The sequence below is a fragment of the Acinetobacter sp. ACNIH3 genome (assembly GCF_002918965.1).
In the GTDB taxonomy this organism is placed as follows: Bacteria; Pseudomonadota; Gammaproteobacteria; order Pseudomonadales; family Moraxellaceae; genus Acinetobacter; species Acinetobacter schindleri.
Window position 1 is genome coordinate 68,550 of the sequence record NZ_PQLP01000005.1, and the last position, 25,725, is coordinate 94,274.

Sequence of the window (25,725 nt, forward strand, 5' to 3'; positions counted from 1 at the left end):
TTTTGATGAGCAAGGAAGGGCATTTATTCTTTAACGATGAGTATTGGAGTTTCAGCCAAGCCGAGTACATTTTGTGCCACGCTGCCTAAAATCAGTTTTTGTAATCCTTTACGCCCATGTGAACCCATCACAATCAAATCTACAGGTAATTCATGACTGGTTTGCAGAATACCCTCCGAGGGTGACATGCCGTGTAGAATCCGAATATCCAGATCTATACCTTCACGTGTAAAGGTATGTTTTAGATCATTAAGCCTATCCAGTGCATTTTGCTCGGCCTGCATAAAATAATCGGTAACAGCTGGGGCAACCTTGTAAAAATCTACTCCAGAAAAAGGATCAACCGCAATGACGCTGATTAAGGTCACTTTGCTGCCAAAAACTTTTGCAATATCGAGCGCATGTTCTGCAGCCGCATAAGAGATAGGCGATTCATCAATTGCGACCAGGATATGTTGATAATGCTTCATAAAAATTCCTGATAATGATGCACGCTTGGAAACAGAATACAGCTGTAGCTGGCGTGATGAATAATAGCAGTGCTTTAAAGCATGATTTATTGTCATGCGCATCAAGGGATGCGCAGAACCAGATTATTTTTTAATGATCAGCACTGGAGTTTCCGACACACCCAGAACATCTTGTGCAAAGCTGCCCAGAATGATCTTCTGGAAGCCTTTACGACCATGTGAACCCATCACAATCAAATCTGCACCAGTTTCTTCTGCAGTATTTGCGACATGCTCGGCATTGACCAAACCAGTCACAATATGTGTTTCGGCTTCCACACCTTCCTCTTGGGCAATGATGCTTGCTTGTTTCAATGCTTTTTTGGCATTGGCATGTGCTTCAACAAAATATTCTTTCATAATGGCAGAGCTATAGTAGAAATCTGCCTCAGTAAAAGGATTTTCTGCAATCAGACTGACGAGTGTCAGTCTGCTACCAAAAGCTTTCGCAATTTTTGCAGCATGACGTACTGCTGAAAAGGAAATTTCTGAACCGTCCACAGGGACTAAAATATGTTGATAGGCCATCTTATTTATACTCCGGTTTCGTTTTTGTCTTGCTTTAAACTATTGATAGCACAGTGACGGAGGGGGTTCAATTGCAAAATATAAAAAAATCTGAAAATTCATTAAATTACAGTGATATATTTACAAAAAACTGTAGACTGATTGGCAGATAAAACAGACTGGAATACCCGGATTTTAAGCAGGTTTGCTCAATCTCTATTAAGCTGGTTGGGTTAAAATATATAGAGCGTTGAAACTTGGAAAATAATTAGTGGAAATATTCAAGATATGTTGAATACACATATAGTCAAAGCTGGAAAAGGGTTATTAGGCTTAATCTTTTTATGTGGGTTATATGGCTGTCAGAGTACGGCACAGAACAGTAAAATTATTGCCACTGCTTTTAATATGACGACAGCTGTACAGCAGAAAATCATGGATCGTTATGCACCGGATGATGTCATTGTGCAGCAAAATATTCTCTATGATTCTGATCGGCGGTTGGGTTTGGACTTATACCAGCCACAAAATATGACTCAACTGGAACAACGCCCAACAGTGATCTGGATTCATGGCGGTGGCTGGATTTCCGGATCTCGCGAACATGCACGGGGTTATTTTAAACTGCTGTCATCAAAAGGTTATAACGTGGTGTCTGTGCAATATCAGCTTGCTCCTCGGTCAACTTATCCAAGCCAGCTACGGCAAATTAATATGGCATTGGCTTATCTCCAGACACATGCTTCCCGATACAATATTGATCCAGATCAGCTTTATCTGGCTGGAGATTCTGCCGGTGCCAATCTCGCCAGCCATTATGCGGCCTTGTTAACCAATCCGGTTTTTGCCCGTAACTCTGACTTTGTGTCATCAATCCAGCCTGCACAGCTTAAAGGGCTGATTCTACACTGTGGTATTTATGACCTGAACGCGTTTGTGGATACGGCACCAGAAAAAATCAAACTGATTGAATGGGGAGTTCATAATATGGTGCAGGCCTATACAGGTGATCGCCGGCATGATGCGGAGTTCTTGAAAAAGATCTCACCTATTCAGCACATCACTCCAAATTATCCACCAGTGCTGATCAGTGGTGGAAACAAGGACTTTCTCACAGAAACGCAGTCCTATCCATTTGTGCAAGTTTTGAAAGCGAATCAGGTGCCGGTAAAGGAGATCTTTTATCCAGAATCAAAAACATGGCTGATCCATGAATATCAGTTTTATATGGGTAAAAAAGAAAGCCAGCAGACCTTTGAACAGACACTTCAATTTCTGCAATCACCTACTGGTGTGTTATCCAACCTTAATTAAAATAAGACTCTTAATAAGTTTTACGCCATTTAAAGAACAGATGTACTATCAGGCCAAACAATAGTCCCCAGAATGCTGAACCGATGCCAAGGAATTGCACTCCTGAAGCACTAAACAGGAAAGTTAATAATGCCGCCTCGCGTTCATCCATGTGGCTGAAAGCAAGTGTAATATTATGTCCAATGGTGCCAAACAGAGCAATCCCTGCCAGTGCAGTAATAAAAACGGCAGGGAAGGCTAAAAGAATACTGGTCAGTGTGGCTGCAAATAAGCCCATGAGGATATAGAAGAAACCACAGCTCATACCAGCGATATAACGTTTCTTGCTATCCGGGTGGGCCTGATCATCCAGGCTGATCGCGGCGCTAATCGCTGCAATATTGACGGCAAAACAGCCAAAAGGAGCCAGTAAGGTCTGAGCAGTGCCGGTCCAGCCAATCAGCTGATTAACATGTGGCGTATAACCATAACTTTTAATCATTGCCAAGCCTGGTAAATATTGCGATGCCATATTAATAACAAAGAGTGGCAAGGCCAGACCAAGAATCGCAGTCCAGGAAAATTCAGGGCTCACCCAGACTGGATGAGCCAGTGACCAATGCAGCCTCGGTGGATTAAAGTCCAGAAATATGGGACATAGGGCGACACCAGCAATCACGGTAACCACAATGCTATAACGGGGCGATAGCCGCTTGGCAATGATATAGGCAGCGAGTAGACACAGGATAAAGCCCAACTCATGTTGCAAGCTGGCAAACAGACCAATCCCGAATTTAAGTAAGACTCCTGCCAGCATTGCGCTGGTTAGACTTTGCGGAATCGCATGCAGAACTTTCTCAAAAATACCTAAAAACCCCAATACGGCAGTGACAAGGCCGCAGACCAGAAAAGCGCCCAAAGCTTCAGGCAGGCTATAGCCTGTGCCGGTTGCCAGGATTAAGGCCAGACCTGCGGTTGACCAAGAGGTTGCTATTGGATATTTAAACCTCCAGGAAAGAATAAGCCCGCAAAGACCAATCCCGATCCCTAGGGCCCAGAACCATGAAGTAATTTCAGCTGTGTTCGCGCCTAAGAGCTGTGCAGCCTGAATTACCAGCACAGAGGAAACACTGATCCCAACTAAAAAAGTAATAAAACCGGCAAATGCTGCGGGTAGGGAGAAGTCTTGAAGGAGTTTTTGCATATCCGTTGCGGAGATAATCAGTATGAGTGAAAAGTGCACTTATCATACGCGCTTCAGTAATACTGTTAAAGGTAAAAACAACCTAAATCACGTAGGGTTATAAGTTGTTGGGATGTCATGCATTTCATAAAGTTGAAGTCGCCAGTTTTAGCCCAAAGCCACAAAACAGGATTGCCACACTGGCTACACAAAGTGAAGTCAGACGGTAATGATGCCCAAAGAATTGAGCCAGCGTAGCACCTGAAAAAATCAGAATACTGAGATAAGACATGCTGATGATCTGCAAAATAATTGCCAGAATCGTAAAAGTCAGTGCAGGGTATGGATAGGATGGATCAACAAACTGCACAAAAAAAGAAAGATAAAACAGAATCGCTTTGGGATTCAGAATGCTGATGGTCATCGCCGTACGGAAGGGATGTAATTGCTCCAGATTCTGCTCGGCTTGCTGGATCTGTGCATTGCTATGTACGGTATTCCAGGTGTGGTAAGCCGCAATCAACAATTTAATACCCAGATAGCTCAGATACACCGCACCAATAATTTTCAGAATAGTAAACAGGACCGGAAAAGCATGCAGTAAAGATGCTGCACCGAGTGCGGTCAGGAAAATTAGAACCATATCTCCGGCATAGACACCGAATGCCGCCCGATATCCAGTTTTAATCCCGTAGCGAGAAGCTACCGACATGACGTAGAGGGAATTCGGTCCGGGTAACATCACAATTAACGCTGTTCCAATGATAAAGGTCGTTAAATCAGTGATACCAAACACGCAAAATCCACATACAAAAAAGCCGATGCGGCATTATACCTGCATCGGCTTATAGCTGAATTAAGATTTAAGCCTTAATTTCTGAATCTGTTGTAAAACTTTGGCTTAACAGGGTAGATAGCTGTTCACGTGCTTTAATAAAGCCCTGAATACCCGCTTCCAGTAACTGGGAAGCCATTGGATCTTGTTCTAATTGCTGTTTAAAGTCTTCCTGGCTAATTGGAGTTAAAGTCCCTTGCTTTGGAACATGATCCGAAGACAACTGCGGCTCAACAACACGGTTATCCTGTTCAAGCTGATCGAGCAGGTTGGGTGCAACAGTTAACAGGTCGCATCCAGTCAGACCCAGCACCTGATCAATACTACGGAAGCTGGCACCCATCACTTCAGTCTGTATACCGTGTGATTTGTAGAAGTTATAAATACTTTTTACCGATAACACACCTGGATCTTTTTCAATCGGATACTGATCTACACCTTCAGCCTTTTTGTACCAGTCCAGAATACGGCCAACAAATGGCGAAATCAGGGTAACTTTGGCATCTGCACAGGCATGTGCCTGATGCTGCCCAAAGAGCAGGGTCAGGTTGGTATGAATGCCTTCGGCTTCCAGCGCACGTGCGGCCTGAATACCTTCCCAGGTCGATGCGATTTTGATCAGGATACGATCTGAAGCAACGCCGTACTGTGCGTACAGTGCCAGTAATTCTTTGGCTTTGGCAATCGTCGCTTCAGTATCATAAGATAGGGAGGCGTCCACTTCAGTAGAAACACGGCCTTCAATCAGTTTAAGAATTTCCACACCAAATTTAACCGTAAGAATGTCAATAGTACGTTCAATCAGTTCATTACCCATATAACCTTCGGTTTTAGCCTGCGCATAAGCGTCTTCAATCAGAGCTTTGTTTTCAGCCTGATTGGCTGCCGCAGTAATCAGTGAAGGATTGGTGGTTGCATCGAGTGGACGGAATTTTTCAATCGCAGCTAAATCGCTGCTGTCCGCAACAATGGTGGTGAATTGTTTTAGTTGGTTTAACGCACTTTGTGTCATTTGGATCTAGTTCTTAGGTTATTGCTTATGCATTCTGTTATATCACAAAGTGCTTATTTCCCAAGTGTTCACCGACTATTTTCAGTAACTAATCTGTGTTTTTGCGTTGATTTCTGATGTGATTAATTAAAAAATGCGCAGCCTGACCGAGTTTTGTTTCACGACTCCAGACCAGATCGACAAAATAATCAAACTTTGGGGTGAAATCATACAGATCCAGAATATGCAGTTGTTCCTGAATATGTGGATGTTCATGCAGCATTTCCATCGGTAAAATCCCCCAGCCCAAACCCTGTTTAATTAATCGATAGGCGGAGTGATGGTTGTCGGTACGCCAATAGTTTCTGGAAAATAACAGTTCTGGCTTGATCTGATGATCACGGCTGGCAACTACAATCTGGCGACTATTCAGAATCTGCTCATAGCTGACCTGATCAAGCTGACTTAAAGCATGGGATTTCGCGGCAACGGCAACCAGCGTTTCTTTTTTCAGTTCGACAAACTGCTCTCGGGTCTCCAGTTGCTCTCGTTCAAACATCAATGCAAGTTGGGCAGCGCCTTCAAATAACAACCGGTGAGCATCTTCTTGCGGGGCAGAAAATACATTGATTTGTAAATCCGGAAACTGCTGTTCCAGTAAGACTACATAATCAGTCCAGCGCGTGTGTAGGAGCTCAGATACAATGACAATATTCAGTTCAGATTCTAGCCCTGAGCTTAATGCTTGAGCATGTTGCTTCCACTGATTCATTTCTACCAATAGTTGTTCAGTCTTTTCATACAGCACTTGAGCTGCTGTTGTAGGCTGTGGCTCACGGCCAATCCGTTTAAAAAGCTGTAAATCCAGATCAATTTCCATGTTGGCAATGGCCATACTTACAGCAGAGGGCACTTTGCCAAGCTTGCGTGCGGCTGCCGAGAAGGAGCCAGTCTCTATCACTGCTTTAAACAGCAGTAATTGTTCCTGATTAATATTCATATTTTAATCTGTCAATATTTTTGAAAGATTCTAACTCGAATAATCAAATAATAGGAAATAAACTAGGCACTATTATTAAGCTATTTGAGTAAGCAGAGATGTTAATTTCAAGCAGAAGGATAGTGCATGCGCTGAGCTATGAGATCATTCTGTTGGTCATCATTGCCATTGCCCTGAGTTATATCTTTCAGTTGCCAATGGAAGTGACCGGAACTTTAGGTGTTGCCATGGCAGTCACATCCGTAGTCTGGAATATGCTGTTTAACCATTATTTTGAAAAGATCGAGGCGAAACATCAGCTAAAAAGAACCATTAAGGTGCGTATTGCGCATGCTATCGGTTTTGAAGGTGGCTTGATGCTGGCGACCATTCCGATGGTGGCATATGCCTTAGAGATGAGCTTGTGGCAGGCAATTTTGACAGATCTGAGTTTAACGCTATGTATTCTGGTCTATACCTTTATTTTCCAGTGGTGCTATGACCAGATTGAGATCAAAATGGGAATTCGCACTGAATATGCTAAAAGTTGATTTGTCTTAAAGCATTGCGTGACTAATAAAAAAGCACCTCACTTGAGGTGCTTTTTTAAATCAGGTGTAAAGATTATTTTTCAATAATCGCAGTCACACCTTGACCGCCAGCCGCACAGATCGACACCAGTACACGACCTGAACCTTTCTGGTTTAATAGTTTCGCAGCAGTCGCGATGATACGGCCACCTGTCGCAGCAAATGGGTGACCCGCTGCCAGTGAAGAGCCTTTTACATTCAATTTGGCACGGTCGATTGAGCCCAATGGTGCATCTAGACCTAAACGCTCTTTACAGAATTTCGGATCTTCCCACGCTTTTAAGGTTGAAAGTACTTGCGATGCAAATGCTTCGTGGATTTCATAGTAGTCGAAGTCTTGAAGTTTCAGACCAGCACGCTCCAGCATACGTGGAACGGCATAAGCAGGTGCCATCAACAGGCCTTCTTTCTTCTCTACAAAATCAACTGCCGCAGTTTCCTGGAAAGTTAAGTAAGCCAGTACTTCATGACCATTGGCTTTCGCCCATTCTTCAGACGCTAGCAGTACACAAGATGCGCCATCCGTCAGCGGAGTAGAGTTACCCGCAGTCATGGTACGTGCATCGCCCTTACCGAAAGCAGGTTTCAATTTTGCCAGTTTTTCAACTGAAGAATCTGGACGCAGGTTATTGTCACGCTCAAGACCTAGGAATGGTGTGATCAGGTCATCAAAGAAACCTTCTTCGTATGCTGCTGCCATTTTCTGGTGTGAAGATGCAGCCAGTTCATCCTGTGCTTCACGAGAAATGCCCCATTCCAGTGTTGTGATTGCCTGATGGTCGCCCATAGACAGGCCGGTACGTGGCTCACCATTTTTCGGTGCATCCATCAGGTCTTTCACATTAATTTTGGTTAAAGCTTTCAAACGATCTTTTGCTGTTCTAGCAATGTTCAGTTCAAGTAAAGCTTTACGTAAACCATCACCAAATGCGATTGGCGCGTCAGAGGTAGTATCTACACCACCAGCCACACCGACTTCGATTTGACCTAATGCAATTTTATTGGCAACCAGGAATGCAGCTTGCAGACCAGTACCACATGCCTGCTGAATGTCATAAGCCGGAGTTTCAGGTGCAAGGGCAGTGTTCAGTACGCACTCACGCGTCATGTTAAAGTCACGGCTGTGTTTCAATACTGCACCAGCTACGACTTCACCCAGGCGTTGACCTTGTAAATTAAAACGTTCAATCAGGCCATTCAAGGCTGCGGTGAACATATCAGTATTGGATGCCGTAAAGTAAGCACCGTTAGAACGTGCAAATGGAATGCGGTTACCACCGATAATAGCAACGCGGCGAACTGTATTTTGGCTCATGTTTTGGTCCTGTTGAACAGAAATCTGTGTTTTTGGTGTTAAGGTTTTATTGCTTGAAGTCGTATTTTCCGCACGATTAGACGCAGCACGGGGGCGCGTGGTTTTCGTCGGACTTTTTTCTGCAGACGTTGCGCTCGTCGTTTTGCTTGTGCGCTTGCGTGCTGTTGATGGTTTTGACACGCTTTCGGCTACAGGATTCTCGACCGCTGGATTTTCTTGAGTTGTTTTGCTCATAAGGCTTTACCAGGCAAATTGATCATCTTCTTGGTCGCTACATTAGCATAGAAGGCTATAGGCTGAATTGACTAGAATGACATTACAGAGTGCGCTTAGGTCAAGTCATCTGTTTATTATCTCAAGTATTATTGACCGGAATCTGATGGATCTATTGAATTATAAGTATCTGACATCATATTGAAGTTAAAGCATAACTTTAGATCGATCAAAAATTAATTTGTATGAGAGATAATAATCATGACTGACCAGTACCAAGCGTTCGCAAAATCTCCTATTGGTAAATTTGTCATTAAAAACCTGGGTCTTCCATCCCCAACCTTCCTTGAGCGCTATGACTCTGCAACTCCTGTAGTCAAAGGCGCCGTTTTAGTAGGTGCTGCACCTGGCAGTACTTTGACTGGTTCAATTGCACAAGTTTTGGCAAATATTCATGCCAATAGCTATGCGGGAAATAATGCTGAACTGCAACAGGCAGCTGCACAAGCGGGTTTGAACCTGGGTGCATTTAATCAGGGCGACAAAGAATCAAAATTTAAAGTAGCAATTTTTGATGCGTCTGGTATTCAGAATTCGGACGATTTAAAAGCGTTATATGATTTCTTTAATCCGATCGCGCGTCAAATCCAGGCATCTGGTCGTGTGGTGATTGTAGGAACCACTCCTGAATCAGCAACTTCAGTGAAGCAGGCAATTGCACAACGTGCGCTTGAAGGTTTTGTAAAATCAGTGGGTAAAGAATTCAAAAAAGGTATCGCAGCGAACCTGATCTATGTGGACAATGGGGCTGAAGCAAATCTCGAATCTGCACTGCGCTTTGCGATTTCTCCACGTTCTGCCTATGTGTCTGGTCAAGTGATTCGCGTATCTCAAGCAGCGACTCAAGATGTAGACTGGACTAAACCTTTGGCAGGCAAGACAGCTGTAGTCACAGGTGCTAGCCGTGGTATTGGTGAAGCGATTGCTCATGTACTGGCACGTGATGGTGCACATGTGATTTGTCTGGACGTTCCGCAGCAGCAAGCAGATCTTGACCGTGTAGCAGGTGAGATTGATGGTTCTACCTTGGCAATTGATATTACTGCAGCTGATGCTGGTGAAAAAATCAAAGCTGCGGCAGCTGCGCAGGGCGGTTTAGATATCATCGTGCATAATGCCGGTATTACCCGTGACAAGACTTTGGCAAACATGAAGCCTGAGCTTTGGGATCTGGTGATTAACATCAACCTGTCAGCGATTGAACGTGTCAATGATTACCTGTTGAATAATCACGGTCTGAACGCTAACGGCCGTATTATCTGTGTATCTTCAATCTCTGGTATTGCAGGTAATCTGGGTCAAACTAACTATGCAGCTTCTAAAGCGGGTGTAGTCGGTATTGTGAAATATACAGCCCCAACTTTAAGCAATGGTATTACCATTAACGCCGTTGCTCCTGGTTTTATTGAAACTCAAATGACAGCTGCAATTCCTTTCGCAATTCGTGAAGCTGGCCGCCGTATGAATTCAATGAGTCAAGGTGGCTTACCAGTCGATGTCGCTGAAACGATTGCAATGTTCGCTTCAACTGCATCTACAGGCTTGAATGGCAACGTGGTTCGTGTCTGTGGTCAGAGTCTTTTAGGAGCTTAACTCTTTCTGAAAAGTTCTTTTCTCTCTGTACGTTAACCCGTAGAGTAGATCAAGAATTCCCTCTCCTCGTAGGAAAGGTTAAATAAATTAAATAGAAGGCAGGATGAGATATTATCCTCATCCCAGCCTTCTCCCAGAGGGAGAAGGGGCTTTCAATCCAAATTGAAATAAAAATATTCCAAAGGTTCAGTATGCATACTCGCCATTTTAATCAACTTCCAAAGCCGTATCTTGCTTATCCAAAAATCATTCAGGGCCTCATTTCAAAAAAGCCAAAGGGTGAAAAGGTCCTGCCGCAAGTTGAATACGTGGTAAATTCATTCAAGGTCGATCAAAAGCATTTAAAAACTTACAACGCCGTCTGTGGTTTTAAGAACAATGGTTATATCCCGGCGATCTATCTGGCAGTACTTTCACAAAGTCTGCAAATGCATATGATGACCTCGGAAGCTTTCCCATTTCCAATTCTAGGGTTGGTGCATATCCGCAATCAGGTCAAGCAATACCGTAAAGTGGGTGTGAATGAACAGCTGACTTTATCTTGCAAGTTTGGTGAGTTGCAGCCACATGATAAAGGCGTACAGTTTAATTTCATTACTACAGTGAAAGTTGGTAATGATGTCGTGGTTGAAGCATTAACCACTTACTTGTCACGTCAAAAAACTGATGCAAAAGCATCTGCCAAAACCATAGAAAGCAAAACACCGAATTATGAAGTGAATGCGGAATGGGATATCTCTGAAAATACTGGTCGTCGCTATGCTCTGTCTTCAGGTGACTTTAACCTGATTCACATTCATGCACTAACAGCTAAAGCTTTCGGTTTTAAACAGGCGATTGCCCATGGCATGTGGAGTAAGGCGAGAGCTTTAGCCAGCCTGACCCTGCCAGATGCCTATGAAGCGGACGTGTGGTTTAAGCTACCGATGTATTTGCCATCTAAAGTGCAGTTCACGACTGTGAAATCAGACAATGATACTGAATTCCTGATCCGTAATGCGAAAAGCCAGAAACCGCATGTTTCAGGTAGCATCAAAGCTTTATAATGATCTAAAAAGCCTAAACTTGATTTAGGCTTTTTTTATTTCAGCCTGTACAAATATTAGATCTCATTTGAAACATGTATCAAGGAAGGACGCATGAAACCGATTAAACAATATCTATCTGCCAGTACCGAAAACTATCTAGGTTATGTTGATCCTCGCTTTCAGGATCTGGCCGTGCAGTTTAGTCGTTTTCAGGATGCACGTGCCGAACAGGGGGGTGCTGCACTGGTGGTTTATCATCAGGGTGACAAAGTCCTGGATATTTATACCGGCAAAAAATCTGAACAGGAACTGTGGCAATCGGATACGCTGTCAGTGTGTTATTCCACAGGCAAAGGTGTCTTAGCGACCTTGGCACATATCTTGGTCAGTCATGGGCTGATCAGCTATGACACACCTGTAGCAGAATACTGGCCAGAGTTTGCCCAGCAAGACAAAGACCAGATCACGCTGGCACATATGCTCAGTCATCAAAGTGGTTTGTATGATATTCGCAATATCATCGAGGATGCCCGGGAAATGGTGGACTGGTCGCATATACTGCAACGCGTTGCCGCAGCCAGACCACGTTTTGCTTTAGGAACGGATGCAGCTTATCAGCCGCTCACTTTTGGCTGGCAGGTCGGTGGAGCATTGGAAAAAGCGACTGGCAAAACACTTGCTGAGTTGATGGATCAATATCTGGTGCAACCATTACAGCTAGATGGTGCTTACTTTGGTGTGCCTGAGCATGAATTGCTACGTGTTGCTCGTCCGATTCACCGGAAAAAAGAACAGACTCGGTCACGCGCAGATCAAACTCATCAACCAAGGAAGCCTAATCTGATGGAACGCGCCTTAGAGCTGAGTGGTCAAAATCCGCAGGATTTTCAGGATGCCATGATTCCTAAAGGTATGAAGCATCTCAACTTCTTTAGTGATGAAGGACTTAAAGCCATTATTCCTGCAGCAACCGGGGTATTTACTGCTCAGAGTCTGGCAAAAGTCTATGCCATGCTGGCACAACAAGGCCAATGGCAGGGACAAGACCTTATTTCTCAGCAGACTTTTACACGTTTAAGTACGGTGCAATATACTCATCGTGACCGGATTATGCCGTTTCCGATGCATTGGCGTCTGGGCTATCACCGCATCCTGACCTTAGGAAAATCAACAAAAGGCTTTGGTCATGTTGGTTTTAATGGCTCTGGAGCCTGGTGTGATCCGGAACGTAAACTGAGTTTTGCTTATACCCATAATTTTCCTACTGCTTCCATTACTGGAGATTACCGTCTGTGGGGCTTAACTCAGGAAGCCTTACGTTGCGCTGATCAGATCCAGACCGGACGTAAGGGCTGGTTTTAAGATTCCCGACAAATTAATGCAATTTACCTCACGGTATTCACTATGGTATGTTGCCGCATAATCAACATGCTGAATCTAGAATCATGAAGAAAGTTATTTTGATTCCACTCGTGGCAACGGCGGCACTATGGGGTTGTCAGGATACCAAACAGGATAAAGCCCAAACTGCAATTGAAGCTCAGGCGATGCAAACGGCCTGGGCGGGTGAATATCAGGGCACAACACCGTGTATGGGATGTTTATCCAGCTGTGAAGATTGTCCGGGAATGGCTGTAAAACTTCGACTAAATGAAGATGAAACCTTTGTGCTGGAACGTGAGAGTCTGAGCGGTCATAATGAGATTGAAACGATTAGCGGTAAAATCCGTTTTCAGGATGACAGTCGACAGAAGATTGAATTGCTCAACGTCGCTAAACGAAATTTACTGTTTGTTGATCTGGAAAAGGGTTTACTCGAAATTCGTGAAGATCAAACAGGCAAACGCTATCAGATGCAAAGTGATTTTATTTTAGCTGAAAGCCTCAAATCTTAATAAAAGCTTCTGTTTTATATCCCTTTTTTTATCTGGATAGAAAAGGGATTTTTATTTATTCAATTCCTGCATTTATTTCACTATTTATCAAAAAAACAGTATGCTTAGACCTGTAAAAAGGAGCATACATGTATCAGGTACTTGCACGAAAATATCGTCCTCGTAATTTCAATGAATTGGTGGGTCAAAACCATGTTTCTCGTGCCTTAACCAGTGCGCTCGAACGTGGCCGTCTGCATCATGCCTATTTGTTTACGGGCACGCGCGGTGTGGGTAAAACGACGATTGCACGTATTCTTGCAAAATGTCTGAACTGTGAAACAGGGGTGACTTCAACGCCGTGTGAGGTCTGTCCAACCTGTACTGCCGTGAATGAAGGCCGTTTTATTGACCTGATCGAGATCGATGCAGCTTCCCGTACAAAAGTTGAAGATACACGTGAACTATTAGATAACGTTCCCTATGCACCGACTCAAGGGCGCTTCAAGGTCTATCTGATCGATGAAGTGCACATGCTCTCTACCCATTCTTTCAATGCCTTGTTAAAGACACTGGAAGAACCTCCTGAACATGTGAAGTTCCTGTTTGCAACCACAGATCCGCAAAAACTCCCGATTACAGTTATTTCGCGATGTTTACAGTTTACTTTACGTCCATTAGCAGTCGATGAAATTACTGATCACCTGGGTCATATTTTACAAAAAGAAAGTATTCAGGCTGACCAGGATGCAATCTGGCAAATTGCTGAATCTGCACAAGGTTCATTGCGTGATGCACTGTCGCTGACCGATCAGGCCATTGCCTATGGACAGGGTGCGATTCAGCATCAGGACGTGAAAGAGATGCTGGGTCTGATTGACCGTACTATTATCTATGACCTGATTTTGGCGATTCACCAGAACCAGAAAGCACGAGTTAGTGAGCTTTTATTTCAGTTCCGGCAGCAGGCACTAGATGTATCTCTAGTATTAGATCAGCTGATCTCGACCTTACATGAACTGGCACTTTTACAATATTTGCCAGATTTAAGTCTGAAATATAGTGCTGAAATTAACCAGAAAATCATTCAGCTCTCAGGACTGATTTCAGCACAAGATCTGCAGCTGTATTATCAAATTGCCTGTAAGGGTCGTGCTGATCTGCAAATGGCAGTAACGCAGGAGCAGGGCTTTGAAATGACGGTGCTGCGCTTGCTGGCTTTTCGTCCATTGCAGCCAAATGAGATTCCAGCCAATACTGTACCAGTACAGCAAGTGACACCTGTAGCTGCACAGCCAAGTATTGTACCCCAACAGGAAAGTGCTCCAGTTGCATCACCGGTGATCGAAGACTTTCCATTAGATGATAGTTATGAGGATGAGCCAGAATATAGCCCAGCCACTGCACAGTCTGAATCATCTTCTGATGATTTTCTCGATGTGGAAGATGAGCCTTTAGATACTGCGCCTGTCGAGGCGCAGGCAGCAAAACCTATGACAGTTAAGCAACCAAGTACGGATCAGATTATGTTTGATCCAAGTGTGGATGATAGACTGTTTGGTTTTGATGATGTGCCGGCGGAACCAGCTACAGCAAGCACAGAAGCCAGTAGTGATGATTTCCTGTTAGAAGAATATCTTCCTGAAAATCGTGCTGCTGCGCCTGTAGAACAGAATGAGCCTGAATTCAGTTTGTCTGCAGCAACACCTGAAACAGAAACTTTTGAAAATATTGAAGTTTATTCTCAAGCAGAGCCTATAGCTCCGACAGAAGTTGTACATATCCAGACAGCAAATACAGATATTTCAACAGATCGTAATCTGATGCCACAGGATATCCTGCAAATTCCGGTACAGGACATGCAGGGTGAATGGACTGTAGAAAAATGGGAATTCTGGTTCCGCAATAGCCAGCTTTCACCGGCCGTACAGGAGCTGGCACAGTACGGCATTATGACCGGACAGATTGATGGAGAATCAGTTTTTCATATTCCGGAGCGTTACCAGCAGTTACTCGGTCAGTTGCAACATACCCTAGAAGAAGCTTTAAAACAGCAATGGACAGGTACACAATTCAAGGTGAAGTTTGAAGATGTCAATGAACTGACACCTTATACCATGCAGCGTGAACGTAAAGTGCGTGCATTTAAACGCGCTGAGGAGTTGCTACATGCAGAGCCTGCTGTGAAAGATCTGGTACAAAACTTCGATGCAGAATTGAAAAACATTCAGCTGAAATAAGTTCTAGATTTCACAGCTACTGTGCATAAACGGACATAGGGCATCCCGCATTTCATTTGAAATCGGGGTGCTTTTTCGTGTATGACGATCGACAAAAACATGTACAAAACTGCCTTGGGCAGCAGCCTGGTCATTACCTTGCTTAAAAATAGCCAGGTCATAAGTCAGGGAAGAACCTCCTAGCTTGGCGATATTGACACCGACCTCAATCACTTCAGGATAAGACAGTTCCTGATTAAACTGACAGCAGGAATTCACCACCAAACCGATATTCGGAGACGTTCGTGGATCAAAACCGGTATGCTGGATCAGCAGGGCATTGGCTGTGGTATCAAAATAGCTGTAATAGGTGACATTATTGACATGGCCGTATAGATCATTGTCCGCCCAGCGGGTCTGGATGCTGAGGAAAAAAGTATATTGCTCACGGGTTTTGACAGATGCTTTGCTCATGAATCATTTCTTATAAAAATTGAGATTAATTTAAGCTTTTAATTGGTAAATATTAGGCATAAATCGCCTGATAGATCTGCAAAGCATCCTCTACAGTCATATCACGCGGGTTGTTTTGCAGTAGTCGAGTCTGTTTCATGGCATCTTCAGCCAGCATCATTAACAGATGCTCAGGAATATCCAGCTGAGCAAGTTTTAAAGGTAAACCACTACGTTGCAGATGATTATTAAAATGATCAATGAACAGATCAGTTAAGCCATCATGACAGCCTTTACTGTGGGGATCGAGCCAGGTCATTAGTTCGGCATATTTCTGTTTGGTAGCAGGGGCATTAAACTTCAGTACTTCTGTCAGCACAATCGCATTGCTATGACCATGGGATAGATGAAAATGCCCGCCAAGTGGATAAGCCAGTGCATGTACCGCACCGACAGGTGCATTGGCAAAAGCCTGACCAGCCAGCATGGAACCGACCAGCATATTCTGGCGTGCTTCCAGGTCATCTCCATCCTCCAGAACACGAGTCAGATTGTTGTTCAGGAGCTTTAATGCCTGTTTGGCCAGCATATCCGAATAGGGATTTTTCTTGATTTTCGATGTATACGCTTCTATGGCATGTACCATCGCATCAATTCCGGTCGCTGCCGTAATATGTTTAGGTAAACCACGGGTAAAGCTGGCATCTAGAATTGCAATATCAGCAAACAGCAAAGGCGAAACAATTCCGGTTTTGGTGGTTTCACCCGTAGTCACAATTGAAATGGGGGTGACTTCCGAACCGGTTCCTGCCGTAGTCGGAATCAGGATCAGCGGTAGACGTGGGCCTTCAACTTGATCAATACCATAGAGTTCATTCAGGCATTGGGTTTGCTGTGGATGACTCAAGACCGCAATAATCTTGGCCACATCCAATGAACTGCCACCACCAAAACCAATCACCACATCGATCTGTTCCTGACGGGCGAAAGAAATGGCATCCGCTATGATATGTTCTGGCGGATCTGCCTGCACATCGGCATAGATAGCATAATCCAGACCTGCTTCATTGATAATGTATAAAACTTCCTCATGTAGATTCTGCGTAATCATGCCTTGATCGGTCACCAGCAGCACACGAACATATTTGCCTTTCTGTAGAATTTGGTGCAGCTCACGAATCGTGCCAAGTCCGGCAATGATGTTGGGAACAGTCTGAAATTGAAATCTTTGCATGGCTGCTTCCTTAATTTTTATCCAAATTCATATTATTGTGGCGTTGTGATATAGGATTCACTATACAAATAACTTAACATAAGAATCCTGAAAATAAAGTAGTGCTGAGGTTGTTTATGTCATCCAGAACGCCATTTAAGGTGTTATGTGTTTGTCTGGGAAATATTTGTCGTTCTCCCACGGCAGAGGTGGTCCTCAGACATTATTGCGATGTACATAATCTCAATATCATGATTGATTCGGCGGGAACCAGTAATTATCACCCGGGTAAAGCGCCTGATTTGCGTAGTCAGGAACATGCCCTAAAGCGTGGTTATGATCTGTCTGCATTGCGTGCCCGTCAGCTGACTCTACAGGATTTCCTTGATTTTGATCTGATGCTCGCAATGGATGAAGACAATCTCAGGGATATTCTTGCACTTCAGAAACGTGCTCAACAAGAACTTGGCCAATTACGTGCTGAAGTCGCCCTGATGAGTGAATATGATTCTGACTATCCAAAACAGGCAGTACCCGATCCTTATTATGGCGGTGCTGAGGGTTTTGAACGTGTACTCAATCAGTGTGAATCCAGCAGTCTTGCATGGATCGATGTCTTTAAAATGCAACAAAAAGAGCTTAAGGTTTAAGTCATGCAAATCCAAACACAGGTTCAACTTAAACCTTTTAATACTCTCAGTCTGGATGCAGTGGCATCACATTACTGTAAAATTCAATCAAATGATGATCTGACCCAGGCTCTGGATTTTGCCAAACAGCAACAGCTGAATATTCTGATTCTGTCTGGTGGCAGCAATATGCTTTTACCGGAACAGATTCATGCACTGGTATTGCATATGGACATTCAGGGCATTGAACTGCTGGATGCGGATGATCAGGTGCAACGCCTTCGTGTTGGAGCAGGCCAGAGTTGGCATGATTTTGTATTATGGACCACACAACAAGGCTTTTATGGCCTGCAAAATCTGGCTTTAATTCCAGGTCTTGTTGGTGCTTCGCCAGTACAGAATATTGGTGCCTATGGGGTAGAGGTCGGGGAATTTATTGAAAGCGTTGAAGTCTATGATCGTGAAAATCACAGTTTTAGCTCAATCAAAGCAGCAGATTGTGACTTCGCCTACCGTCATAGTATCTTTAAAGATTATCCGAGCCGTTACATCATTACCCATGTCATCTTCAGTCTGTTGAAGCAACCTGAGCTTAAACTCAATTATGGTGACCTGAAAACAGCAGTGGGTGAGGAACAGACGCCAGAAAATCTGGAGCACCAGGTGATCCAGATTCGTCAGAGCAAATTGCCTGATCCTAAAGAATATCCAAATGTCGGTAGTTTCTTTAAAAATCCAGTAGTTGATTTACAATTCTTTGACCAAATTGCTCAACAATTCCCGAATTTACCTCATTATCCGCAGCCAAATAATCAAGTTAAAATGGCAGCCGGCTGGTTAATCGACCAAAGCGGATGGAAAGGTAAACAGCTGGGTTCAGTCGGTATGTTCCATAAGCAAGCGCTGGTGCTGGTGAATTATGCCAATGCCTCGCTCAAAGACGTGCGTGCAACCTACCAGGCCGTACAGGCGGACGTTCAGGAAAAATTTGGGGTTCTGCTTGAACCGGAGCCAGTTTTATTTGCTGAAAATGGCATGATCCGCTCACATCAGGATTAAAGGATAAATAGATGGATAAAGCACACTGGATGGTTCGAATAGTTCAAGTAGTCTCAGTACTATTTGTGCTGTGCACACTGTTCGTAGTCTTTCTTTATTCGCCGTTTTATTCACATCTGGTGGTCAAAGGACTGAACTATTTTGTTCCGGTCGAGGTCAATCAGATCGCGGCTGAAAGCCAGAAACAGGCTTCCTTAAGTGTTAATGAAACACTGGAGCCAGGTTCTGAGTTATGGATTGCACGCCAGGCCTATCTCAAGGTGATGGAAGAAGATATTTCCAAAAATCAGTCACAGAACCTGGCACTGATTCAGGCACGCTATAAAGCTTTACAGCAGTTACTTGAAGATGAACGTGAAGCTGAGGCAGAAAAATCTGAACAGCAGAAAATTCAGGTACCATTGCTGGTGACTGAAACAGAAGCAGCTGATGCAGTAGAACCAGATGATCTAACTGAACTGTTAAGCTTGAGCAGTAATGAAAATGCTGCCCAGATGGGACAGTTTATAGAATTCCTGAAAAGCTATGATGTTGAACAGCATCAGCAAAATATTGCGCAAATGACCAATGTGGAATTTGCCGAAGACCTCGCAACTTTAAATCATGACCAAACTCAGCCAATGCAGGATGAGATGTCCAAACCTTATGCTATTGTGGTCTTGGGCGGCGGTTTGACCCTGCATGAAAATGGCAAAGATATTATCGTCAATGACTATACTCGTCTGCGCCTGGAAAAAACCCTGGAAACCGAAAAACAGTATGATCTGCCGATTGTTTTGAGTGGTGTAGAAGCACCGTATATGCAACGCTGGTTGCAGGCCTATAATGTGGATGCCAAGCTGCTTGAAGACCGCAGTATGAATACCTGTGAGAATTCCCGTTTCAGTTCATTACTGTTACAGAAGAAGGGTGGAGCCCCGACGGTGATCTTGATCACGGATCGCTATCATATGCCACGTACACGCCGTCTGTTCGCACTTAACGGTATTCAGACCATTCCAGTAGAAGCGCCAATGCCAAATTCACTTACTGCATGGCGTCCAAGTGTTAAAAACTACGATCATAGCCGACGGGCTAACTATGAACTCTTAGCAACACTTCGGGATGTGTGGTTTGGATCAAGTGACTGTCGGGAGGTACCTTAATGTCAGATATCCCATTTTTAAACCCGACAATTCTCAAACAGCTGGAATTACCAGTCCCCAACCGGGATATTACACCACAGCTGTTGCAACCATTAAATTTGAATCGGGACATGCAGTCTACGCTGGAATTACAGGCTTACCGGAAACTGTATGGTTTTGACCTGCTCAATGCGAAACACTGGCAAGGTTATGTGCAAATACCATTGTTTAAATTGCATGTGCAAGTCTTTGAGCCGGATCTGACCGAAAGCCGTTTTGATAAAATTCAGGGAACGGTGTTTCTGTTGCATGGCTATCTGGAACATAGCGGGATCTATCAGCCAATTGTCAAAGAGCTACTGGAAGAAGGGTTTAGTGTACTCACCTTTGATTTGCCGGGGCACGGTTTGAGTAATGGTTCATCAGCCAATATTCAGAACTTTGACCATTACCAGCAAGTATTGCATGCAGTACACCGTTATGTACGTCATGCAACGCAGTTGCCAAAACCCTGGTTAGGTATCGGACAAAGTACTGGTGGTGCAATCTGGATGCACCACTTGCTGGAGTTTGCAGAACGCCGTGAAAATCCCTTTGTAGATCGCGTACTGCTACTTTCACCACTGATTCGTCCAGCTAAAACAGCATGGTGGCATAACTCTGTAGGTCTCGGGATTATTCGCCGGATTAAGCGTGAAGTGCCACGCCATTTCAGACGTAATAATCATAACCCGGAATTCCTGCGCTTTGTGCGTTTAAAAGATCCATTACAACCCCGTATGATGGGCATGGACTGGATTCTCGCGATGTCGCGCTGGATGCAGCAGATGGAAGACCGGCCAGCTTGCCGTATTCCGGTATGGCTGGCGCAGGGTGCGCAGGATCAGACGGTGGATTGGCGTTATAACATCGAATTTATTCGGCGTAAATTCCGCCTGCAAACCTTGTTGATGTTAGAGGAAGGTTCGCATCAGCTGATTAATGAGCGAGCTGATATTCGTGCGGCACTGACCGGGCTGATTCCAGCCTTTCTGCATGCGCAGGGCGGTCGAACCTATTATTAAGTTCAGATGATGAATAGTAGATAAGGCGATGCTAAAGAATTGCCTTTTTCATTTAGATATATTTAAAATTTTTCTGCAGTTGCGATATTCCACATGCGGTAATAAAAGTTTTCTTCATCACGATTTTCACAGTGAAGCAGCTCATTTTCTTTCATCCAGAAGTGTAATTGTGCATAGTTTTTAATTTCATGGCTGTTGATGCGTTGAGCCAGTTGATGAGGTTTAATACCAGATGGATGACAAACACCAGCGGAAGCAATCATTTCGGAGAGGGCTTTAAGGGTGCTTTTATGATAATTATAGACCCGTTCCGCCTTGCTTGGCACATGTAGCGCCTTTTGGCGGCTTTTATCCTGAGTAGTGACACCAACCGGACACTGGTTGGTATGACAACTTTGCGCTTGAATACAGCCAATAGCAAACATAAAACCACGTGCTGAATTGACCCAGTCTGCACCAATGGCGATCGTACTGGCGATATCGAATGCACTAATGATCTTGCCGCTTGCACCAATTTTGATCTGTTTGCGTAATCCTGCACCCACTAATGTGTTATGAACGAATAATAAGCCTTCACGCAGGGGAACGCCAATATTATCAATCATCTCAATCGGTGCTGCACCTGTACCGCCTTCTGAACCATCGACGACAATAAAGTCCGGCAGGATTTTGGTATGCAGCATCGCTTTGACGATACTCATAAATTGCCAAGGCTGCCCCAGACATAGCTTAAAACCGACCGGTTTGCCACCAGACAGCTCACGTAATTGCTGAATGAATTCCATCATTTCAATTGGGGTGCCAAACGCAGGATGACTGGCTGGCGAAACACAGTCATGTTCGCGGCTAACTCCGCGAATCTCGGCAATTTCCTCAGAAATCTTGGCTTTTGGAAGAATCCCACCATGTCCTGGTTTCGCACCTTGAGACAACTTGATTTCAATCATTTTCACTTGTGGAATTTTGGCTTTCTCCGCAAATTTGACCGGATCAAACTGGCCGTCCAGTGTACGACAACCAAAGTAAGCACTACCAATTTCCCAAACCAGGTCTCCGCCATTTTCCAGATGATAAGGGCTAATACTGCCTTCACCTGTATCATGGTAGAAATTGCCCATTTTTGCACCCAGATTAAGCGCACGGATAGCATTAGCACTCATACTGCCAAAACTCATGGCGGAGATATTCATGATTGAAGCACTATAAGGCTGCTTACATTGTTCATTGCCAATCGTAATCCTGAAAGTTGCTGGATCTGCGGGTGGGCAAGGGATAATCGAATGCGTGACAAACTTATAGTCATGATTATAGACATCGATAATCGAACCAAAAGGCTTGTCAGAATTTTCATTTTTGGCGCGTTGATAAACCAGACTGCGCTGCATACGGGAAAAAGGCAGGGCATCCTGATCGGCTTCAATAAAGTACTGGCGAATTTCAGGACGGAACTCTTCAAAAAGGAAGCGGAAATGACCCATAATCGGATAGTTCCTGAGAATAGAATGCCGGTGTTGCAGTACATCATATAGTCCCACCACACTCAGAACAGCGCTAATAATCCACAGCGTATTGACCAGCGTTTGAGGCATGAAATAGTAAATATAGCGGGGTGAATAGCCGATATGAAAGCCAGTGAATACCAACGCAATAAAGATACAAAGGAACCAGATGGAATACCGTGAAAAAAAGGTATTTAGCAGTTTATGCCGGACAAGTTGAGCTGGATTTGCCATAAAATCTTGATTCCCTGTTGTTCTTATCAGACCTTCAGATTTTCAAGGCTTGGCGGTTTTATACAAGAACAAAATTGTTATTGGATTTTATAGGTTTAACTTGGAAAGATAGTTTAGATTAAAAATTAACCAAAATAATATGTTTAGCAGGAAAAATCCTATGAAAAAAATCTGCAAAAGGCATCGCTTCTTTTTATTTCACATGCAAGAAAAGCTGGTTTAAAGTGATTTTATCCAATAGCGGAGGAGAAGGTATGACGAAGAAATCAATCCGGTTCAATACTGCAGAGCTGGCGTGCTCATGTATGTAATGACCTTAACTATGAAACTTCCTTATGCATATATCTGGGGGAACAAGACAGGTATATGCAGAATCAGCAGCCGATCAACCAGAACAATGACAAAAACAATATAAAAAATTATGAGTCCCGGGAATGGGGCTTTTTTTATGTTTGTTTTATGCTTCGTCTTGTTGATATACGGCTCGGGAAACGTGCTCAGGTTCAATTTTTTGAATCTTGTTACCGAAGCTGCGTAGCCACCATACCAGCTGTGAAGTAAAAGGCACAGTTGCACTAATGAGAGCGATACCATGATCAAGCTTTTCAATCTGTTGATCGCGGCTGAGCTGGCTTTCTTCAAAATAGTGTGCATCTGCTTCAGGCATGTGCAGCTTCAGCATGACATTTTCAGTAGGCTGGTCAAAGTTGACCCGGAAGCCCAAAGCACCGGATTCAATATATTCATCAATATCAAAGTTCACCGGATGCAGGGCACGCGTATTTAAAACATTCGCAGACTTGAAGCGGTGCAGGGCAAAGGTCTGAATATCGGATTTGTCATGACGGGTACATACCAGATAAATGATCGAACCTTTCTGTACTAATGCCAGCGGGTTGAGAATATAGGTTTTTTCTTCACTGTTTTGTCCGCGACCCTGATAGATACATTCCAGCTGCTTGTCCTGTAACAGCCCTTCATAAACCGCCTGTTGTGCCTGACGGTCGACAACAGGTGGAATCAGCGGCTGAGTCGCAGGAACGATACGGACCCGGTTAATCCATTGTCGCACATTGTTCTGGGTTGACAGGCTGCGACGTGCCAGATCAAACCAGGGATTCATTTCCTCAATCAGACTGGGTGGTAACAGATGTTTGAGATGTTCCTCAACCATCATAAACGTCACTGCTTGTGAACTGGTCATGTGCGGCAGACTTTGAATCGGTGCATCGGAACGCCAACGCCAGCCCTGTGGAATAGTCTTGCTGCTTTCAATGGGAAAACGCTGCGCAATCTGATTCAGGTCACGCTGAATAGTGCGCAAACTGATTTCCACACCTTCACGTTCCAGGATTTCCTGCAATTCGCGAGTGCCCATCCATTTCCCGGTCGTCAGGCGCGATAAAATCTGCCATTGGCGATAAAGGCTATTCGAAGTTTCTTTTTCTTGTGCGGTCATAAGCTGAAATCAGGATCTGCAAATTGAGAAAAAATCATTAACACAATAAAAAATCTCTATTTTTTTCGCAAGTATTTTAAGTAATCGAGGATAGCAGAATAGATACACATTGGTGCAAAAATGCCATTGAGTCACTTGGAAATAAAGGGATTAATGGTAAGTACAAAAATACCGCATGGCATGGATATTGCTTTGTTAAATATACAATTTGATTACAATACGACGAGGTTTGTATGCTAAAAGAAACCCAGGATACAAATATCACAACGACTATAGAAAATTTTACAACAACGGCGATTAACACTAATTTTACAGATACGAAGGACACGGTAGCAACTCACACAGGCAAACCTCTACAAGTGCTGCAGCAAATGGCATCTAAATTCTTTAATGAAATGCGTGATGACCAGAATATGAATGGTCTGGCTGGGCAAAAAATCGAAGAGTGGCTGTCAAAGCATACTTTAGATGAGCTTAACACCCTGAATAAATTGGCAAAAGAACATTTTCTTTATGAAGGAATTACCTTCACGGTTTATGGAGATGAAGAAGGCACCGAACGTACCATCCCTTTTGACATTATTCCACGCGTGATTGCACGCAAGCAATGGAATATGGTAGCACTCGGTTGTGAACAGCGTGTTAAAGCCCTGAACCTGTTTTTGCATGATATCTATCATCAGCAGGACATCCTGAAAGCAGGGATTGTGCCTGAGCTGCAAGTGCTGACCCATGAGGCTTATCAGCCACACATGTATCAGCATAGTCTGAAAGGCAGCATTTATAGTCAGATTAGTGGCGTTGATATTATCCGTGACTCAAAGGGTGAATTCTATGTACTTGAAGATAACCTTAGGACCCCTTCAGGTGTGTCTTATATGCTGGAAAGCCGCAAGATCAGTGAAAAATTGATGCCAGGCCTGTTTGAACAGACACCTATTGCTGGTGTAGAGCAATACCCACATTTACTCAAAGAAATTCTGGCAGAAAACTCAACTGTCGATAATCCGTTTATCGTAGTGCTGACTCCGGGCCGTTTCAATAGTGCTTACTATGAACATGCTTTCCTGGCAAGGGAAATGGATGTGCCATTAGTGACATCACGTGACCTTTATGTAGAGAACGCGAAAGTTTATGTAAAAACTATACGTGGTCATCAGCAGGTAGATGTTATTTATAGACGTGTCGATGATGCCTATCTCGATCCGCTTTGTTTTAAACCTGATAGCGCCCTTGGCGTACCAGGCCTGATGTCTGCCTATTTGCAGCACAACGTTGTTATTGCGAATGCACCGGGAACCGGTGTAGCAGATGACAAGTCGATCTATCCTTATGTGGATAAGATGATCAATTTCTACCTTGGTGAACAACCCATTCTGAAGAATGTTCCAACTTACCAATGCCGTGAGGCTAAAGATCTCAGTTATGTATTGGCACATCTTGATGAGCTGGTTGTGAAAGAAGCCCAAGGTTCAGGTGGCTATGGCATGCTGATCGGTCCACAGGCGTCTAGACAGCAGATTGAAACCTTTAGAGAGAAAATCATGGCTGCGCCACATTTATATATTGCCCAACCAACCCTGGATCTGTCCGTCAGCCCAACCTTAACCAATTATGGCATTGCAGAACGTCATATTGATTTGCGTCCATTTGTACTCAGCTCACCTTATCGTACTGAAATCGTACCGGGTGGACTGACACGTGTAGCAATGCAAGCAGGTTCGCTGGTCGTAAATTCCTCCCAAGGCGGTGGCATTAAGGACACCTGGATTGTCGATAATCTCCATTCATAAAAATAGCAA

Annotated in this window: 23 protein-coding genes; 12 read left to right on the forward strand and 11 right to left on the reverse strand. The window is 43.9% G+C overall.

Translation table 11 applies throughout. The features are described from left to right. Positions 1-23 precede the first annotated feature (23 nt). Both C3420_RS04265 and C3420_RS04270 read right to left on the reverse strand, forming a co-directional pair. On the reverse strand, positions 24-470 hold the full coding sequence (locus C3420_RS04265) for a universal stress protein (RefSeq protein ID WP_004815649.1): 447 nt from the start codon (positions 468-470) through the stop codon (positions 24-26). A 123-nt stretch (positions 471-593) separates the two neighbouring features. Next, on the reverse strand, positions 594-1,037 hold the full coding sequence (locus C3420_RS04270; RefSeq protein WP_004892860.1) for a universal stress protein: 444 nt from the start codon (positions 1,035-1,037) through the stop codon (positions 594-596). A 267-nt stretch (positions 1,038-1,304) separates the two neighbouring features. On the opposite strand from C3420_RS04270, the gene C3420_RS04275 reads away from it, so the two are divergent. Further along, entirely contained in the window at positions 1,305-2,330 is a 1,026-nt protein-coding gene (locus tag C3420_RS04275; RefSeq protein ID WP_103799724.1) for an alpha/beta hydrolase, read from the forward strand. 10 nt (positions 2,331-2,340) lie between these two features. Here the strand turns inward: C3420_RS04275 and C3420_RS04280 are convergent, their stop codons facing one another. The 4 genes from C3420_RS04280 to C3420_RS04295 form a co-directional block, all read right to left on the reverse strand. Beyond that, positions 2,341-3,513, reverse strand: a complete 1,173-nt coding sequence (locus C3420_RS04280) for a benzoate/H(+) symporter BenE family transporter (protein WP_103799723.1) — start codon at positions 3,511-3,513, stop codon at positions 2,341-2,343. Positions 3,514-3,637: 124 nt separating this feature from the next. Further along, positions 3,638-4,288 carry a leucine efflux protein LeuE gene (leuE, locus tag C3420_RS04285; protein ID WP_048881287.1) on the reverse strand — a complete coding sequence of 217 codons (651 nt, stop codon included), beginning with the start codon at positions 4,286-4,288 and terminating at the stop codon, positions 3,638-3,640. A 67-nt stretch (positions 4,289-4,355) separates the two neighbouring features. Continuing rightward, positions 4,356-5,339 carry a transaldolase gene (tal, locus tag C3420_RS04290; protein ID WP_071320069.1) on the reverse strand — a complete coding sequence of 328 codons (984 nt, stop codon included), beginning with the start codon at positions 5,337-5,339 and terminating at the stop codon, positions 4,356-4,358. Between the two features lie 88 nt (positions 5,340-5,427). Then, positions 5,428-6,318: a LysR family transcriptional regulator gene (locus C3420_RS04295; RefSeq protein WP_071320068.1), complete on the reverse strand. Its 891-nt coding sequence runs from the start codon at positions 6,316-6,318 to the stop codon at positions 5,428-5,430. A gap of 98 nt (positions 6,319-6,416) precedes the next feature. On the opposite strand from C3420_RS04295, the gene aceI reads away from it, so the two are divergent. Then, a complete protein-coding gene (gene aceI, locus C3420_RS04300; protein WP_004815658.1) occupies positions 6,417-6,848 on the forward strand; it encodes a chlorhexidine efflux PACE transporter AceI in 432 nt (143 codons plus the stop codon). Positions 6,849-6,921: 73 nt separating this feature from the next. Here the strand turns inward: aceI and C3420_RS04305 are convergent, their stop codons facing one another. Then, positions 6,922-8,436 carry an acetyl-CoA C-acetyltransferase gene (locus C3420_RS04305; protein WP_004815659.1) on the reverse strand — a complete coding sequence of 505 codons (1,515 nt, stop codon included), beginning with the start codon at positions 8,434-8,436 and terminating at the stop codon, positions 6,922-6,924. 240 nt (positions 8,437-8,676) lie between these two features. On the opposite strand from C3420_RS04305, the gene C3420_RS04310 reads away from it, so the two are divergent. The 5 genes from C3420_RS04310 to dnaX all read left to right on the forward strand — a co-directional run bounded on the left by C3420_RS04310 (position 8,677) and on the right by dnaX (position 15,210). Next, positions 8,677-10,068 carry a 3-oxoacyl-ACP reductase gene (locus C3420_RS04310; RefSeq protein WP_103799722.1) on the forward strand — a complete coding sequence of 464 codons (1,392 nt, stop codon included), beginning with the start codon at positions 8,677-8,679 and terminating at the stop codon, positions 10,066-10,068. A 191-nt stretch (positions 10,069-10,259) separates the two neighbouring features. Further along, positions 10,260-11,114, forward strand: coding sequence for a MaoC family dehydratase (locus tag C3420_RS04315; RefSeq protein WP_103799721.1), 855 nt, complete (start codon positions 10,260-10,262; stop codon positions 11,112-11,114). A 93-nt stretch (positions 11,115-11,207) separates the two neighbouring features. Continuing rightward, on the forward strand, positions 11,208-12,458 hold the full coding sequence (locus tag C3420_RS04320; RefSeq protein ID WP_103799720.1) for a serine hydrolase domain-containing protein: 1,251 nt from the start codon (positions 11,208-11,210) through the stop codon (positions 12,456-12,458). Between the two features lie 83 nt (positions 12,459-12,541). Beyond that, positions 12,542-12,991, forward strand: coding sequence for a copper resistance protein NlpE N-terminal domain-containing protein (locus C3420_RS04325; RefSeq protein ID WP_071320106.1), 450 nt, complete (start codon positions 12,542-12,544; stop codon positions 12,989-12,991). A gap of 128 nt (positions 12,992-13,119) precedes the next feature. Next, positions 13,120-15,210: a DNA polymerase III subunit gamma/tau gene (gene dnaX, locus C3420_RS04330; protein ID WP_103799719.1), complete on the forward strand. Its 2,091-nt coding sequence runs from the start codon at positions 13,120-13,122 to the stop codon at positions 15,208-15,210. Positions 15,211-15,213: 3 nt separating this feature from the next. Here dnaX and C3420_RS04335 read toward each other — a convergent pair whose 3' ends face one another. Next, positions 15,214-15,663: an acyl-CoA thioesterase gene (locus tag C3420_RS04335; protein WP_103799718.1), complete on the reverse strand. Its 450-nt coding sequence runs from the start codon at positions 15,661-15,663 to the stop codon at positions 15,214-15,216. A 52-nt stretch (positions 15,664-15,715) separates the two neighbouring features. Next, positions 15,716-16,876, reverse strand: a complete 1,161-nt coding sequence (locus tag C3420_RS04340; protein ID WP_103799717.1) for an iron-containing alcohol dehydrogenase — start codon at positions 16,874-16,876, stop codon at positions 15,716-15,718. A 116-nt stretch (positions 16,877-16,992) separates the two neighbouring features. Between C3420_RS04340 and C3420_RS04345 the strand changes: the two genes are divergently transcribed. From C3420_RS04345 to C3420_RS04360, 4 genes are read left to right on the forward strand one after another with little or no spacing between them, the layout of a single operon-like run. Further along, a complete protein-coding gene (locus C3420_RS04345) occupies positions 16,993-17,505 on the forward strand; it encodes a low molecular weight protein-tyrosine-phosphatase (RefSeq protein WP_103799716.1) in 513 nt (170 codons plus the stop codon). 3 nt (positions 17,506-17,508) lie between these two features. Beyond that, entirely contained in the window at positions 17,509-18,543 is a 1,035-nt protein-coding gene (gene murB / locus C3420_RS04350; protein ID WP_103799715.1) for a UDP-N-acetylmuramate dehydrogenase, read from the forward strand. A gap of 11 nt (positions 18,544-18,554) precedes the next feature. Next, on the forward strand, positions 18,555-19,688 hold the full coding sequence (locus tag C3420_RS04355; RefSeq protein WP_103799714.1) for a YdcF family protein: 1,134 nt from the start codon (positions 18,555-18,557) through the stop codon (positions 19,686-19,688). Continuing rightward, the gene (locus C3420_RS04360) at positions 19,688-20,731 is read left to right on the forward strand and encodes an alpha/beta hydrolase (protein ID WP_103799713.1); all 1,044 of its coding nucleotides are present in this window, start codon (positions 19,688-19,690) and stop codon (positions 20,729-20,731) included. Before C3420_RS04355 ends, C3420_RS04360 begins: the two co-directional genes overlap by 1 nt. 62 nt (positions 20,732-20,793) lie before the next feature. Here the strand turns inward: C3420_RS04360 and C3420_RS04365 are convergent, their stop codons facing one another. After that, positions 20,794-22,464: an FMN-binding glutamate synthase family protein gene (locus tag C3420_RS04365; RefSeq protein WP_004815676.1), complete on the reverse strand. Its 1,671-nt coding sequence runs from the start codon at positions 22,462-22,464 to the stop codon at positions 20,794-20,796. A gap of 457 nt (positions 22,465-22,921) precedes the next feature. After that, positions 22,922-23,923 (reverse strand): helix-turn-helix transcriptional regulator, encoded by a 1,002-nt coding sequence (locus C3420_RS04370; protein ID WP_103799712.1) that lies wholly within the window; start codon positions 23,921-23,923, stop codon positions 22,922-22,924. 233 nt (positions 23,924-24,156) lie between these two features. On the opposite strand from C3420_RS04370, the gene C3420_RS04375 reads away from it, so the two are divergent. Beyond that, positions 24,157-25,716, forward strand: a complete 1,560-nt coding sequence (locus tag C3420_RS04375; protein ID WP_103799711.1) for a circularly permuted type 2 ATP-grasp protein — start codon at positions 24,157-24,159, stop codon at positions 25,714-25,716. Positions 25,717-25,725: the final 9 nt, after the last annotated feature.